Source organism: Sphingomonas sp. Leaf257 (assembly GCF_001422185.1).
Taxonomy (GTDB): Bacteria; Pseudomonadota; Alphaproteobacteria; order Sphingomonadales; family Sphingomonadaceae; genus Sphingomonas; species Sphingomonas yabuuchiae.
Window position 1 is genome coordinate 49013 of record NZ_LMMH01000033.1, and the last position, 14897, is coordinate 63909.

Below are 14897 nucleotides of genomic sequence, written 5' to 3' on the forward strand. Positions count from 1 at the left end.
AGGATGCGTTTCCGCGGAGGCAATTCCGCTTTGGCCAGCCCGCTTTGGCCGGCGATCAGAAGGCCGACCAGTCCTCGTTCGCCGCGCGTCGGACGGGCAGCGGCACGACCCGTTCCTTCACCGACTCGACGACCCGCAGCGGCGCGGGTGGCATGTCGAGCACGAAGCGCTCCACCGCCTGCGACAATTGCTCCGCCTCCTCGGCCAGGCTGCGCGCGGCGGCGGTGGCCTGTTCGACCATCGCGGCGTTCTGCTGCGTCACCATGTCCATCTGGGACAGGCTGGTGTTCACCTCGCCCAACCCCTTGGCCTGACGATTCGCATCGTTGGCGATGCCGGTCATCAGCGTGCCCAGCCGACCCATGCCCTCGTTGATCTTCTCCAGCGCCACGCCCGTCTCGCCGACCAGCGCGACGCCGTTCTGCACGCCGCTGGCGCTGGCGAGCACGCGCTGCTTCACGTCGCGCGCGGCATCGGCCGAACGCTGCGCCAGGGCGCGTACCTCGGAGGCGACCACCGCAAAGCCGCGCCCGGCCTCGCCCGCGCGCGCCGCCTCGACCCCGGCGTTGAGCGCCAGCAAATTGGTCTGGAAGGCGATGCCGTCGATGACGCCGATAATCTCCTCGATCTCGGACGAGGCGCGCTCGATATCGACCATCGCCGCGCGAGCCCGGACGACCACCGCGCCGCCGTCGCGCGCATCGGCGCGGGTCTGTTCCAGCGCCAGCGCGGCATCGCTCGCGCCGGTCGCGGCATGACGGACGGTTGCGGTGATCTCGTCCATCGCGGCGGCGGTTTCCTCCAGGCTGGCGGCCTGCTGCTCGGTGCGTTGCGACAGGTCGTCCGAGGCCTGACGTATGTCCATCGCGCCCGCCCGCACGCCGCTGGTCGCGCCCACGACGCGCGCCATGGTCGCATGCAGCGCCGCCATCGCCGTGTTGAAGTCGTTCTTCAGCCGGGCGAAGGGCTCGTCCAGCCTCGCGTCGATCCGCGCCGTCAGGTCGCCCTTCGCCAGTGCCGACAGGCCCTGGCCGATACTGGCGACGATCAGCTGGGTCTGGGCGGTCTTCTCCGCTTCGGCGCGGGCGAGCTGGTCGCGAAAGGCGACCATCGAGCGTGCCATCTCCCCCACCTCGTCCTCGCGTTCGGCATGAGGAATGGCGCGCCCGGTCTGGCCTTCCGCCAGCAGCCCCATGGCCTGGCGCAGCTCGTGCAGCGGCCGGACGACGGTGCGCAGCGCCATGTACAGGCCGGTCGCCAGCCCGGCGATGGCGAGCAACAATGTCGCGCCGATCAGGATCCAGCGTCCCTGTTCGGCGACGGTATCGGCGCGGACGTGCAGCGCCTTCACCTCGTCGGTCAGCGCATCGATCCGGGTGTCGGCGATCCTGGACGCCAGTCGCTCGGCCGGGCGCACCCGCTGGCGGAAATGGGAAAGACCGGCAGCGCGGTCCCCGGCGCCTGCGAGGCGGCCGACCTCGGTCAGTTCACGCCGGACGCGGGCCTGCGAGGTGAAATAGGCGGGCGTGATCGCATAGCGCGCCGCATCGCCTTGCAGCGTACCCAGCTGGTCGGCAAACTTGCCCAGCCGCGTGTCGAACTTGCCCTGGATCACCTTTCGCTCGGCGGGATCGCTTTCGATCACCAGGTTGAGCGCATCGCGTTGCAGCGACCGGCTGAGCGAGCGGAGTTCGGCCAGCCGCAGCATCACCGCCTCGGCATGGGCGGCATCCTGATTGGCACGGGCGACCCGCCCCTCGGTTTGCAGGGTGACGGCCGACAGGATCGCCAGCAACAGCATCGACACCAGCACGGGTGCGATAAGACGGGCTGCTACGCTCTTGATAAACATGACAATTCCGTGACAAAACCGGGGGCGGCAAGCGGCGCGGCTTGTCGTGGTCACGGGTTACCAAAAGGTTAAGAGTGTCCGGTTTTCGTACCGGATCGGCCGAAACCGACGGTCAGGCCGTCTTGCCGATCAGGCGCAGCAGTCCGTCCGCCACGGCTTGACCGGGCTGGCGCAGCGGGCGGGCAAAACGCAGCCGCAGGACGATCCGCGCGGCCTCGGCTTCGTTCCACAATTCATGGGGATAGCTGTCGTCGAAGATCAGCGTCTCACCCTCGGCCCAGCGCACGATCCGGTCGCGCACCCGCATCCGCGCGCCGCCGTCGCGCGGCACTGCCAGCCCCAGATGACAGGTCAGCAACCCCTTGGTGGCGCCGCGCCGCATTTCGACATGCGCACCGGGCGCGAGCAGGGCGAAGGCGGCGTCGTGCAGTCCCGGCACCTCGGCCAGCGCCGCCGTCGCGACGGGACAGCGATTCGCCGTCTCGCCATCCCGCAGCAGCGGGACGATCCGGTTGGTCGAAGCCGGACCCGATACCGCCACCGCCTCGTCCCGGATCGCGCGCCATTGCCGCCGCAGCCCGGCCGTCCAGTCGAAGTCGCGAATGTCGAGAACCGGGTCGTTGGGCACCAGCGAGGATGCCGCGATCACCCCGTCGAACACCCGGCATAGCGCCGCCAGTGCGGGATGGGGCGGGGCGGGGGGCGAGGGAAGGCTGGGGATCGCGGCGACCAGGGTCGGGACGGGCCGCACGGGCCGCTCGGCCTCGCCCGAATTGTGCCATATTGTGGCCGGGCCCTGACGCTGGGCACTGGCCTTGATCGACTTGGTCATCACGTTCCGAACATCCCCGGCCCGACCCTTGGCGCCCAGGCATCGACGGCCCTTGTGACGCGGGATCAGTCTGGCCGTCCTAGGCCGCCACTGGGTCGAAATGATGGCGTCCGGCCGTCGCAAAGCGGCGCATTGGGGCGATTTAGGGGCGGCTGGCGATCCGGCGTGCGGCGGGTTATGAGGGGGGCATGGCATTTCCGTCCCGCGCTATGCGCCGCCTTGCCCTGCCGGTCCTTCTCGGACTGGCGATCCCCGTCATCGGCCAGGTTCCCGGCCAGACCGACAATCGTTCGGTGCCGCAGGGCATGCCGGTGTCCGCCAGCGTGGCGCCTCCCCCTTCGACGCCAGCGGCCGATCCGCTCGCCCCGCTGCCGCCGATCCCCGGCGTCGATCAGACGCCCTGGCTCTACAAGGGCTCGGACCTGCCGCAGGACAAGATGTGGAAGTTCGGGCGGCTGGCCAACGGCCTGCGCTTCGCGGTCCGCCGCAACGGCGTGCCGCCCGGGCAGGTGGCGGTGCGGGTGCGCATCGATGCGGGCGCGTTGAACGAGCAGGCGTCCGAACGCGGCTTCGCCCATCTGATCGAGCATCTGTCCTTCCGCGGATCGCAATATGTGCCGGACGGCGAGGCCAAGCGTATCTGGCAGCGGCTGGGCGCGACCTTCGGCTCGGACTCCAACGCGTCCACCACGCCGACCCAGACCGTCTATCAGCTCGACCTGCCCGGCGCGACCGAGGCGGGGCTGGACGAGAGCCTGAAGATCCTGAGCGGCATGATGGCCGCGCCCTCGCTGACCGCCCAGTCGCTGAATGCCGAGCGTCCGGTGGTGCTGGCCGAACGCCGCGAACAGCCGGGGCCGCAGGTCCGCTATTCGGACAAGCTGCGCGAGACCTTCTTTGCGGGGCAGCCGCTGGCCGAACGTTCGCCCATCGGCCAGCTCAAGACGCTGGAGGCCGCGACGCCCGAGACGGTGAAGGCGTTCCATGACCGCTGGTATCGCCCCGAACGCGCGGTCGTCATCATCTCGGGTGACATGGACCCGGCGCTGCTGGCCAGGCTCGTCACCAAGAATTTCGGGTCGTGGCAGGGCGTCGGCCCCAATCCGCCCGATCCCGATTTCGGCAAGCCGACCGCCGATGCCCCTATCGCGGGCGCGCTGGTCGAGCCGTCCATGCCGCCGGTCGTCGCCATGGCGGTGCTGCGCCCGTGGCAGTATCAGGACGATACCGCGATCTTCAACCAGAAGCGGATGGTCGACATGGTCGCTGCCCGCCTGATCAGCCGCCGTCTGGAAAATCGGGCGCGCGCGGGAGGCAGCTTCCTGCAGGCCAGCGTCGCGCTCGACGATGTGTCGCGCTCGGCCAATCTCACCACGGTCAATGTCGTGCCGATCGGCGACAATTGGGAAGCCGCGCTGAAGGACGTGCGGGCGGTCGTTGCCGATGCGATGGCGACCCCGCCGACGCAAGGCGAGATCGACCGCGAACTCGCCGATTACGACGCGATCCTGCGCAACCAGGTCGAAACCGCGCGGGTCGAGGCGGGGTCGAAACAGGCCGACGACATGGTCGGCGCACTCGATATCCGCGAGACAGTGACGGCGCCCGAGACGAGCTATCAGATCCTGCGTCAGGCGATCGACAAAAGGATGTTCACGCCCGACACGGTGCTCGCCTCGACGCGCAAGATTTTCCAGGGCACAGCGACCCGCGCGCTGGTCAACACCCGTACCGTTCAAGCCGATGCGGTCGCCAGGCTGACCGCCGCGCTGAAGGCCGATGTCCGCCCGCTCGCCGAACAGCGTCGCCGCCAGGGCACGGTCAGCTTTGCGCAGCTGCCCAAGCTCGGCGCCCCCGGCAAGGTCGTATCGCGCGAGAAAGTCTCCGAGCTGGGGCTGGAGAAGGTGGCCTTCGCCAATGGCACGCGGCTGCTGCTGTTCGCCAATGACGGCGAGACGGCTCGCGTCTATCTGCGGGTCCGGTTCGGGCGTGGCTATGATGCGTTGCCCGCGAACCGGGAAAGCCCGGCCTGGGCAGCCGACCTCGCGCTGGTCGCGGGCGGCATCGGCAAGTTCGACCAGGGCGATCTCGACCGGCTGACCGCCGGGCGGACCATGGGGCTGGACTTCGACATCGATGACGATGCCTTCGCCTTCAACGCCCTGTCGTCGCCCGGTGATTATGCCGACAACCTCAAGCTGATGGCGGCCAAGCTGATCGCGCCGCGCTGGGACGCGGCACCGGTCAACCGGGCCAAGGCGGCGATGCTGGCGGGGTATGACGGGTTCGACTCGTCGCCCGACGGCGTGCTCGGCCATGATCTGGAGCGGTTGCTGCGCGACGGCGATCCGCGCTGGGGCACGCCGCCGCGCGACGCGGTGGTGGCAACCACGCCCCAGTCGTTCAAGGCGCTCTGGGCCCCGCTGCTCGCCTCCGGCCCGATCGAGGTGTCGGTGTTCGGCGACGTGAAGGCGGACGAGGCGATCAAGGCGGTGGCGGACAGCTTCGGGGCGATCCCGGCGCGTAAAGGTGCGATCGGCCCGGTGCCGCCGATCCGCTTCCCAGCGCATGTCGCCACGCCGGTCGTCCGCACGCATACCGGCCCGGCGGATCAGGCGGCGGCGGTGATCGCCTGGCCGACCGGCGGGGGTTCGGCCGACGACCGCATCCGCAACCGGCTGGACGTGCTGGCGCAGGTCTTTGCCGACCGACTGTTCGACCGGCTGCGGTCGCAGGCGGGGGCCAGCTACAGCCCGCAGGTCGCCAGCCAATGGCCGATCGGCCTGCCCGGCGGCGGGCGGATGATCGCCATCGGCATGGTCGCCCCCGACAAGGTCGACTTCTTCCTGTCGACCGCCCGTGCGATCGCCGCCGATCTGGCGTCCAAGCCGATCGACGCCGACGAACTGCAACGCATCAAGCGACCCATGGCGCAGCGACTCGCGCGCATGGCCTCGGGCAATCTGTTCTGGATGCAGCGGCTGGGCGGTGCGACCTATGATCCGCAACGGATCGAGGCGACCAAGCGTCTGGCGCAGGATTTCGTGTCGATCGGTCAGGCCGACCTGCAGGCGGTCGCGGCGAGGTATCTGCGCCCGGATACCGACTGGACGCTGAAGGTGGTGCCAAGGGCCAAGTGATCCTCCCCGCTGGCGGGGAGGGGGACCGCCGCGTAGCGGTGGTGGAGGGGGTGTGCCGATAGGGACGTCCTATGGGGAAGTCCCCCTCCGTCAGGCCTTCGGCCTGCCACCTCCTCGTGCCGGGGAGGAACCAGTCGCTTTCCCGCACGTTTTTCGCGGCAACCACCTTTGTGCGCCGCAATATCCGCGCCGCCCTTTCGCTTTGCTTGGCTTTCGGCTATGGCGCGCGGCGACATACCCTCCGAACAAGAGAAATTTGCATGAGCCTCCGCAACGTGGCGATCATCGCGCACGTCGACCATGGCAAAACCACCCTGGTCGATCAGCTGTTCCGCCAGTCGGGCACCTTCCGTGACAACCAGCGCGTCGAAGAGCGCGCGATGGACTCCAACGACCTGGAAAAGGAGCGCGGGATCACCATTCTCGCCAAGCCGACCTCGGTCGACTGGACTCCCCCGGGCAGCGCCGAGTCGATCCGTATCAACATCGTCGACACGCCCGGCCACGCCGACTTCGGCGGCGAGGTGGAGCGCATCCTCTCGATGGTCGACGGCGTCGTCCTGCTGGTCGATTCGTCGGAAGGCGCGATGCCGCAGACGAAGTTCGTGACCGGCAAGGCGCTGGCGCTGGGCCTGAAGCCCATCGTCGTCGTCAACAAGGTCGACCGTGCCGACGCGCGTATTCAGGAAGTGCTGGACGAAGTGTTCGACCTGTTCGTCTCGCTCGACGCGAATGACGAGCAGCTGGATTTCCCCGTCCTCTACGCCTCGGGTCGCAACGGCTATGCCTCGACCGACATGGACGCGCGCGAAGGCACGCTGATCCCGATGTTCGAGACGATCGTGAACCACGTCCCGGCCCCGAAGGTCGAGGTCGAGGACGTGCCCTTCACCTTCCTGGTGACGCTGCTCGACCGCGACAACTTCCTGGGTCGTATCCTGACCGGCCGCGTCAACTCGGGCACGGTCAAGCTGAACCAGGCGATCCACGCACTCGACGCCGACGGCAACATCGTCGAGACCGGCCGTGCGTCGAAGATCATGTCGTTCCGTGGCCTGGACCGCGTGCCGGTCGAGGAAGCCAAGGCGGGCGACATCATCTCGCTGGCGGGTCTGGCGGTCGCCACCGTGGCGAATACCATCGCCGACACCAGCGTCAGCGAGCCGCTGAAGGCGCAGCCGATCGATCCGCCGACGCTGTCGATGCGCTTCGCCGTCAACGACTCGCCGATGGCGGGCCGTGAGGGCTCGAAGGTCACCAGCCGCATGATCCGCGACCGCCTGATGCGCGAAGCGGAATCGAACGTCGCGGTGAAGGTCACCGAGAGCGACGACCGCGACAGCTTCGAGGTTGCCGGTCGCGGCGAACTCCAGCTGGGCGTTCTGATCGAGACGATGCGCCGCGAAGGCTTCGAGCTGGGCATCAGTCGCCCGCGCGTGCTGTTCGGCGAGGACGAGGACGGCAAGAAGACCGAGCCGTACGAAACCGTCATCATCGACGTGGACGAGGAATATTCGGGCACGGTCGTCGAGAAGATGAACCTGCGCAAGGCCGAGATGACCGACATGCGTCCCTCGGGCGGCGGCAAGACCCGCATCACCTTCTCGGCACCGTCGCGCGGCATGATCGGTTACCACGGCGAGTTCCTGTCGGACACGCGCGGCACCGGCATCATGAACCGCCTGTTCGAGAAGTATGGCCCCCACAAGGGCAAGATCGAAGGCCGCAAGAACGGCGTTCTGATCTCGAACGGCGCGGGCGAAGCGCAGGGCTATGCCCTGGGTCCGCTCGAAGAGCGCGGCATCCTGTTCGTCGGTCACGGCGAGGCGCTCTATGAGGGCATGATCATCGGCGAGAACGCCAAGACGGATGACCTCGAGGTCAACCCGATGAAGGCGAAGCAGCTGACCAACTTCCGCGCCTCGGGCGGCAAGGATGACGCCATCCGCCTGACCCCGCCGAAGAAGATGACGCTGGAACAGGCCATTGCATATATCGACGACGACGAGATGGTCGAAGTGACCCCGAAGTCGATCCGTCTGCGCAAGCGCTACCTCGACCCGAACGAGCGCAAGCGCGCGGCTCGCTCGAAGGCGGCGTAATCAGGCTAGCCAGTCAGGAACGGGGCCGGACGGAAACGTCCGGCCCTTTTTCGTGGGAGCGACCATCGACATTGCCAATCGCCCGACCCGGCACGCCGATTATATCGCAAATCCGATCACAGAATGCGGACAAGTCCGTTAGCGCGATAGGGGTTCGTGCGATATTGAAAGCGCCATAGGGAGCAGGAGGGGTTTTATGGCGCTGGCAATCGAGATTGGTGTGACCTGGTTGGCCGCTTCGGTCGTGTTCGGTTACGCGATCGCACGGACGATCCCGGCGATCCGCTGATACCCGTTTTCGGCTTTCCGTCGCTCTTCTCCGACAAGGGGGGCGGAATGCCGAGCCTGAAACATGAAGCTGATCGACCCGCGACTAGGCACCGAACTCCGTTCAGCCTGAGCGAAGTCGAGGGCCACGCCTGGACCTCCGCCACGATCGGACCATGGATCGAGACGCTCTCCCTTGGCCTTCGACTTCGCTCAGGCTGAACGGAGGGTACGAGGTGGCGGCAGCGCCGTTAGCGACCGGCCCCGCTTGCATCACGCCGCGTGCGACAGAGTGCCTAACTCAGCATCCAAGGCCGCACCCAGATCGGCCCAGATATCCCGCACATCCTCCAGCCCGACCGACAGCCGGACCAGATCGGGCATGATGCCATGCGCGATGAGCTGTTCGACCGGATAGGTGGAATGGGTCATGCTGGCGGGATGCTGGATCAGCGTCTCGGCATCGCCCAGCGACACGGCGCGCTGGATCAGTGTCAGCCGGTTCATCACGCGCTTGCCCGCCTCGAACCCGCCGCGCACCTGAAAGGCGATCATGCCGCCGGGCAGCGCCATCTGACGCCGGGCCAGGTCATGCTGGGGGAAGCTCTCCAGCCCCGGATAATGGACCGCATGCACCGCCGGATGCGCCTGAAGCCGCTCGGCAATCGCCTGTGCCGAGGCGGCATGACGCTGTACGCGGAGTTCCAGCGTCTTCAGGCCGCGCAGGATCAGCATGGCGTTGAACGGGGACAGCACCGCGCCGGTCATATCCTTCACGCCGAACAGCCGAATCTGCTGAATATCTGCCGCCCGGCCCAGCACCATGCCCGCCACCAGATCACCATGTCCGCCCAGATATTTCGTGGCGGAGTGCACGACGAAGTCGGCACCCAGCGCGATCGGGCGGGTGACGACCGGCGTGGCATAGGTGTTGTCGACCACGCTCCACGCGCCATGCGCCTTGGCGAGGGCGCAGACCGCCTGGATATCGACCAGCCGCATATTGGGATTGGCGGGCGTCTCGAAATAGACGAGCTTGGTGTCCGGTCCGAACGCCGCCTCGACCGCGGCGATATCGGTCATGTCGACATGGGTGACGCGGATGCCGAACCGGCCCAGCCCATGCTGCATGAAGGCGAAGGTGCAGCCATAAAGCGTCATGTCGGTCAGGATTTCGTCACCGGGGCGCAGCAGCGTCCACAGGGTCGCGGTGATCGCCCCCATGCCCGATGCCGTGCCCAGCGCCGCTTCGGCGCCTTCCAGATGCGCGATGCGCCGTTCCAGCAGGTCGAGCGTCGGGTTGGAGATGCGGCTATAGACATGGCCCGGTGCCTCGCCCGAGAAGCGCGCCGCGCCGTCTTCCGCGCTTTCGAAGGCGAAGGTCGAGGTCAGGTGAAGCGGCGGGGTCAGCGCGCCCTCGTGATCCTGGGGATCATAGCCATGATGGATGGCGGCGGTCGCAAAACCGAAGGGGGCGGGGGTCGACATGGTGGACAGGCTTTCTCTGCGTGATGCCACCATTCTATGGCGGAAGCCCCGCGCCGAAATTGCGTTCTTTGCCAATCATGCATGCTGAATTGGCAGAATCTGCTAAGATTGGGCATGGACACGAAGGATCGCCAGATCGTTCGCCTGCTCCAGCAGGACGGACGCCTCACCAACCAGGAACTGTCCGAACGGGTCGGCCTGTCGCCATCCCCCTGTCTGCGGCGGGTGCGGCTGCTCGAACAGGCGGGGGTGATTCAGGGTTATGGCGCGATCGTCGACCAGCAGCGCTATGGCCTGCCGGTGACCGCGTTCATCCGGGTGCGGCTGGAGCGTCATGCCCGCGATCTGGTGCAGCAGTTCGAGGAGGCGATCCGGCAACTGGACGAGGTGATGGACTGTCACCTGCTGACCGGGGATGCGGATTATCTGCTTCGGGTCATCGTTGCCGATCTGGAGGCCTATGAGCGCTTCATCCGCCGCAAGATGCACGCAATCGCCGGGATCGCCAGCCTGGATACCACCTTCGCCTATGGGGTGGTGAAGAGCAGCCGGACATTTCCCGTAGATTGATCCCAGCCATTGATCCTCCCCTGTAGGGGAGGGGGTCCCGCTTCGAGGGGCATCACCGCCCTCGCAAAAGGTGCCTCCCCTCCGTCAGGCCTTTGGCCTGCCACCTCCCCTTGCAGGGGCGGAATGGGAAAGAAGGGCTTGAACGAAAAACGCCCTCCTTCCGCTGGGGAAGGAGGGCGTTTTGCCATTCGGTACTACAGTGATCAGGCGCCGAAGGTGCGCTGCCACCAGCCGCGGCGCGGGGTTTCCCCGGTCGCGTTTTCGGCGTCGGTATCGGCCGCAGCCGGTTCCTCGGCCGGAGTGGCTTCGGCGGCAGGGGCTTCCTCGGCGACCGGCTCGACGGCGACCTTGGGGGCCGCCTTCTTGCGGACGCGCTTGGGCTTGGCCGGGGCTTCGGCTTCCGCCTCGACGACCGGAGCGGCTTCCTCGGCGGCAACCTTGGGAGCGGCCTTCTTGCGAACGCGCTTGGGCTTGGCCGGAGCTTCCGCCTCGGCTTCCGCCACCGGCGCGACCGGAGCAGGGGCTTCCTCGACGACCGGCGTCTCGACCGTTTCGCTGACGACCGGCGCGGCCTTGCGGGCGCGCGGACGGCGGCGGGTCTTGGGCGCGTCGCTCGCTTCGGCCTCGGCCACTGCGAGCGGGGTCGTCACCGGTGCGGCATCGCCTGCCTCGATCGGCTCGACGATCGGCAGCGGTGCGTCCGACGCGTCGTCATCCGACACGGTTTCGGCAGCGGTCTCGGCCGTGTCGTTCGCGGCACCCTCGCCACGACGACCGCCACGGCGACCGCGACGACCGCGACGGCGGCGTCCGCCTTCGCGCGGCTCGGCTTCGGTGGCTTCGACCGTCTCGGCGGTGTCGTCCTCGGCCGATTCCTCGGCGTCGGTCTCGTCCTGCTCGGCGTCGTGGTGTTCAGCGTCGTCCGCCTGCTCTTCGCCCTCGGCCTGTTCGCTGCCTTCACCCTCGCCACGGTTGCGGCGACCACGACGGCGGCGGCGGCGCTTGCGGCCATTGCCGTCACCCTCGTCACGCGATTCGCGTGGGCGGGGCGCCTCGGTCGCTTCCTCCTCGACCTCGTCCTCTTCTTCCTCTTCGATCTCGTCGACCAGATCGTCCTCATCCTCCTCGACGGGGAGGAGCATGTCGATCTTGGGCGCATAGGCCGGCGGCGGGCCGGATGCCTCGACCGTCATGCGCGCACCCTCTTCCTCGCGATCGGGGATGATCTCGACGGTCACGCCGTAGCGATCCTCGATCTCGGCGATGTCGGCGCGCTTGCGGTTCAGCACATAGACGGCCGCTTCCTGGCTGGCGCGCAGCGTCAGGATCGAGCCGCGACCGCGTGCGGCCTCGTCCTCGATCAGGCGGAGCGCCGACAGGCCCGAGGACGAGGCGGTGCGGACCAGGCCGGTGCCCTCGCAATGCGGGCAGGGGCGGGTCGAGGCTTCGAGCACGCCGGTGCGCAGGCGCTGGCGGCTCATTTCCATCAGGCCGAAGGACGAGATGCGGCCCACCTGGATGCGGGCGCGATCGTTCTTCAGCGCCTCCTTCATCGCCTTCTCGACCTTCCGGACATTGGAGTTGTTGTCCATGTCGATGAAGTCGATGACGACGAGGCCCGCCATGTCGCGCAGACGCAGCTGGCGGGCGATTTCCTGCGCGGCTTCCAGATTGGTCGCGGTCGCGGTCTGCTCGATATTATGCTCGCGGGTCGAACGACCGGAGTTGATGTCGATCGAGACGAGCGCTTCGGTCGGGTTGATGACCAGATAGCCGCCCGACTTCAGCTGGACGACCGGATTGTACATCGCGGCCAGCTGGTCCTCGACATGCGCGCGCTGGAACAGCGGCACGGCATCGGCATATTGCTTCACCCGGCGGGCGTGCGCAGGCATCAGCAGGCGCATGAAGTCCTTCGCCTGGCGATAACCTTCTTCGCCCTCGACGATCACTTCCTCGATCTCGCGATTATAGATGTCGCGGATCGCACGCTTGATGAGGTCGCTGTCGCCATAGATCAGCGCGGGCGCCGACGAATGCAGCGTCTTCTCGCGAATGCCGTCCCACAGGCGCGCGAGGTAATCGAAGTCGCGCTTGATCTCGGTCTTGGTGCGCTGAAGGCCCGCGGTGCGGACGATGCAGCCCATGGTCGAGGGCAGCTGCATCTCGGCCATGATGGTCTTCAGGCGCTTGCGGTCGGCCGCGTTCGAGATCTTCCGGCTGATGCCGCCGCCGTGCGACGTGTTGGGCATCAGCACGCAGTAACGACCGGCGAGCGACAGATAGGTGGTCAGCGCCGCACCCTTGTTGCCGCGCTCTTCCTTGACGATCTGGACCAGCAGCACCTGGCGGCGATGGATGACGTCCTGGATCTTGTAGCGGCGGCGCAGATTCTGGCGACGCTGGCGCAGTGCCTCGACCTGATCGTCATTGACGGTCGACTTGCGGGCGCGCGGCGCGGCCTCGCCGTCCTCGTCATCGTGATGGTCGTCGGCGTGATCGTCATGATCCTCGCCGTCATGATCGTCATCATCCTCGGCGTCGAGTTCGGCGCGCAGCGCGGCCTCTTCGGCGGCATGCTCGGCCTCTTCGCGGAGCAGGGCTTCGCGATCTTCCTTCGGGATCTGGTAATAGTCGGGGTGGATTTCCGAAAAGGCCAGGAAGCCGTGACGGTTGCCGCCGTAATCGACGAACGCCGCCTGCAGCGACGGTTCGACGCGGGTCACCTTGGCGAGGTAGATATTGCCCTTGAGCTGCTTGCGCTCGGCCGACTCGAAGTCGAATTCCTCGATCCGGTTACCCTTGACGACGGCCACGCGGGTTTCTTCCCGGTGGCGTGCGTCGATCAGCATACGCGTGGTCATTGTGAAGTCTCCACGCGCGCGCCGGGCCTGGTGGCAGCCGTCGCGCGCGGTAAATAAGGTGGGCGGCGGCGCGGGGCGCCGGTCCGCTGGAAAAAACGGAATGCGTGCCGGTCGCAGCCGCAGCATCGGCAACGGGGCCGGTGCGGACCCACGACACCGCGATCCCACCGGCAAAGGCCGGTCGGTCAGCGGGGTGGATCATATGCGTCATGCGAGCGTCAACCTGGTTGGTCCGGGCGCGAAATCCTCGCAGTCCCAGCCCTTTTAGAGATGGCCCCGTCCCGATCGTGGGAGAGGTGATCGAGGCCGGGGTCCGCAGGAGTGCTAGCATCATCGGAACGTTTGCGCAACAGGCGGAAATCTGCCGATCGAGCGGCCAAAACATGCCGAATTTTCGGTTAACCAATGGCCGAAAGCCTGGAGACAGGCACGTTTCGCTATCCCGGCGTTTCGATCCCCGGATCGTGGAAAAGGGTATGCGGTAATGGCTTTTCGCTGGACCAGCGACGCACGAGCACGGCATGGACGCCGTGTCGTGCTGATGCTGTTCACATTCCTGATCGGGCTGTTCGCGCCGATGAGCGCGATGGCCGCGACGGTGCAGAAAGTGGTGGTGCGCGGCGCGCGCCTGATCATCCGGTTCGATACGCCGGTGAAACGCGCGCGCAGCGTCATGCTGACCGAACAGCGCCGCGTCGCGATCGACGTGACCGGTGCGTCGCCCGGCCCCGCCACGATCGACGACGGCGTGGTGCGCGGGCTGACCCAGACCCGGATCCAGCCCGGCGTTACCCGGCTGACCTTCGCACTGGCGCAGGACGCGGCGATCTTCGATGGCGGGTTCGACGATGACGGCAAGACCCTGTCGCTGACGCTGAAGCCCATGGTCGGCCGCTATACCCAGGCGAGTTTTGCGGGCGTGCTCGACTTCTTCCCGTTCCATTTCCGGCGCAAGCCCGCCTACACGCTGACCGTGCCGGTGCCGAGCCCGTCGCGCGCCTTGCCGCTGCCGCGCGTGAAGGGGGCGGACAACCGTCCGCTGGTGGTGATCGATGCGGGACATGGCGGGGTCGATCCCGGAGCGATCAACCCGCAGACGGGCCTGCGCGAAAAGGACGTGACGCTGGCCATCGCGAAGGAGATTCGCGACACGCTGGTCGCCAGCGGACGGGTGCGCGCTGCGCTGACCCGCGAGGACGACCGCTACATCCTCCACCGCGAGCGTTACGGCATTGCGCGGCGGCTGCATGCCGACCTGTTCATTTCCATCCATTGCGACAGCGCAGGGGCAGGGGAAGCACGCGGCGCGACGGCCTATACCCTGTCCGACGTGGCCTCCGACAAGGAAGCCGCACGGCTGGCGGCGCGCGAGAACAAGGCGGACGTGATCGCGGGCGTCGACCTGGGCGGGAACAGCGACGTCTCCTCGATCCTGATCGACCTGACTCAGCGCGAGACGATGAACGCCTCGGCCAGCTTCGCGCGTCTGCTCGGCCGCGAGGCGCAGCCGCTCATCCCGGTCAAGCCGACCTTCCACCGCATGGCCTCTCTGATGGTGCTGAAGGCTCCCGACATGCCGTCCATCCTGTTCGAGACGGGCTATATATCGAACATGCAGGACGCGGCGTTCCTCGCCAGCGAAGAGGGGCGCGAGCGGATCGCCAAGGCAGTATTGCAGGCGGTGGAAGTCCACTTCGCCCGGCGGATGGCGGCGCGGTAGAGCAGCATTGCCATCTTTCCCGTTTTTCCATCAGAATCGACAGTTTCGGGGAAAGTGACTGC

At 67.2% G+C, this 14897-nt stretch carries 8 protein-coding genes; 4 read left to right on the forward strand and 4 right to left on the reverse strand.

All coding sequences use genetic code 11. The annotated features are described in order from the left end of the window. Window positions 1-55: 55 nt before the first annotated feature. Window positions 56-1852 (reverse strand): methyl-accepting chemotaxis protein, encoded by a 1797-nt coding sequence (locus ASF14_RS14725; protein ID WP_156361217.1) that lies wholly within the window; start codon window positions 1850-1852, stop codon window positions 56-58. A 112-nt stretch (window positions 1853-1964) separates the two neighbouring features. Further along, a complete protein-coding gene (locus tag ASF14_RS14730) occupies window positions 1965-2684 on the reverse strand; it encodes an aspartyl/asparaginyl beta-hydroxylase domain-containing protein (RefSeq protein ID WP_056436594.1) in 720 nt (239 codons plus the stop codon). Window positions 2685-2872: 188 nt separating this feature from the next. On the opposite strand from ASF14_RS14730, the gene ASF14_RS14735 reads away from it, so the two are divergent. Together ASF14_RS14735 and typA are read left to right on the forward strand one after the other, a co-directional pair. After that, window positions 2873-5824, forward strand: a complete 2952-nt coding sequence (locus ASF14_RS14735; RefSeq protein ID WP_056436596.1) for a M16 family metallopeptidase — start codon at window positions 2873-2875, stop codon at window positions 5822-5824. A gap of 260 nt (window positions 5825-6084) precedes the next feature. Then, the gene (typA, locus tag ASF14_RS14740) at window positions 6085-7926 is read left to right on the forward strand and encodes a translational GTPase TypA (protein ID WP_056436598.1); all 1842 of its coding nucleotides are present in this window, start codon (window positions 6085-6087) and stop codon (window positions 7924-7926) included. A 540-nt stretch (window positions 7927-8466) separates the two neighbouring features. Here typA and ASF14_RS14745 read toward each other — a convergent pair. Next, complete coding sequence (locus ASF14_RS14745) at window positions 8467-9681, reverse strand: methionine gamma-lyase (protein WP_056436601.1); 1215 nt, start codon at window positions 9679-9681, stop codon at window positions 8467-8469. A gap of 114 nt (window positions 9682-9795) precedes the next feature. Between ASF14_RS14745 and ASF14_RS14750 the strand changes: the two genes are divergently transcribed. Then, complete coding sequence (locus ASF14_RS14750; protein WP_056436604.1) at window positions 9796-10251, forward strand: Lrp/AsnC family transcriptional regulator; 456 nt, start codon at window positions 9796-9798, stop codon at window positions 10249-10251. 203 nt (window positions 10252-10454) lie between these two features. Here ASF14_RS14750 and ASF14_RS14755 read toward each other — a convergent pair whose 3' ends face one another. After that, window positions 10455-13115, reverse strand: a complete 2661-nt coding sequence (locus tag ASF14_RS14755; RefSeq protein ID WP_236697088.1) for an Rne/Rng family ribonuclease — start codon at window positions 13113-13115, stop codon at window positions 10455-10457. 484 nt (window positions 13116-13599) lie between these two features. Here ASF14_RS14755 and ASF14_RS14760 point away from each other — a divergent pair, with 484 nt between their 5' ends. Beyond that, on the forward strand, window positions 13600-14835 hold the full coding sequence (locus ASF14_RS14760; RefSeq protein WP_056436607.1) for an N-acetylmuramoyl-L-alanine amidase family protein: 1236 nt from the start codon (window positions 13600-13602) through the stop codon (window positions 14833-14835). The last annotated feature ends 62 nt before the right edge of the window (window positions 14836-14897 follow it).

Excerpts from the sequence above, each read along its gene's own strand:
- ASF14_RS14725 (WP_156361217.1), bottom strand. The coding sequence starts at position 1,852 with ATGTTTATCAAGAGCGTAGCAGCCCGTCTTATCGCACCCGTGCTGGTG.
- ASF14_RS14730 (WP_056436594.1), bottom strand. The coding sequence starts at position 2,684 with ATGACCAAGTCGATCAAGGCCAGTGCCCAGCGTCAGGGCCCGGCCACA.
- ASF14_RS14735 (WP_056436596.1), top strand. The coding sequence starts at position 2,873 with ATGGCATTTCCGTCCCGCGCTATGCGCCGCCTTGCCCTGCCGGTCCTT.
- typA (WP_056436598.1), top strand. The coding sequence starts at position 6,085 with ATGAGCCTCCGCAACGTGGCGATCATCGCGCACGTCGACCATGGCAAA.
- ASF14_RS14745 (WP_056436601.1), bottom strand. The coding sequence starts at position 9,681 with ATGTCGACCCCCGCCCCCTTCGGTTTTGCGACCGCCGCCATCCATCAT.
- ASF14_RS14750 (WP_056436604.1), top strand. The coding sequence starts at position 9,796 with ATGGACACGAAGGATCGCCAGATCGTTCGCCTGCTCCAGCAGGACGGA.
- ASF14_RS14755 (WP_236697088.1), bottom strand. The coding sequence starts at position 13,115 with ATGACCACGCGTATGCTGATCGACGCACGCCACCGGGAAGAAACCCGC.
- ASF14_RS14760 (WP_056436607.1), top strand. The coding sequence starts at position 13,600 with ATGGCTTTTCGCTGGACCAGCGACGCACGAGCACGGCATGGACGCCGT.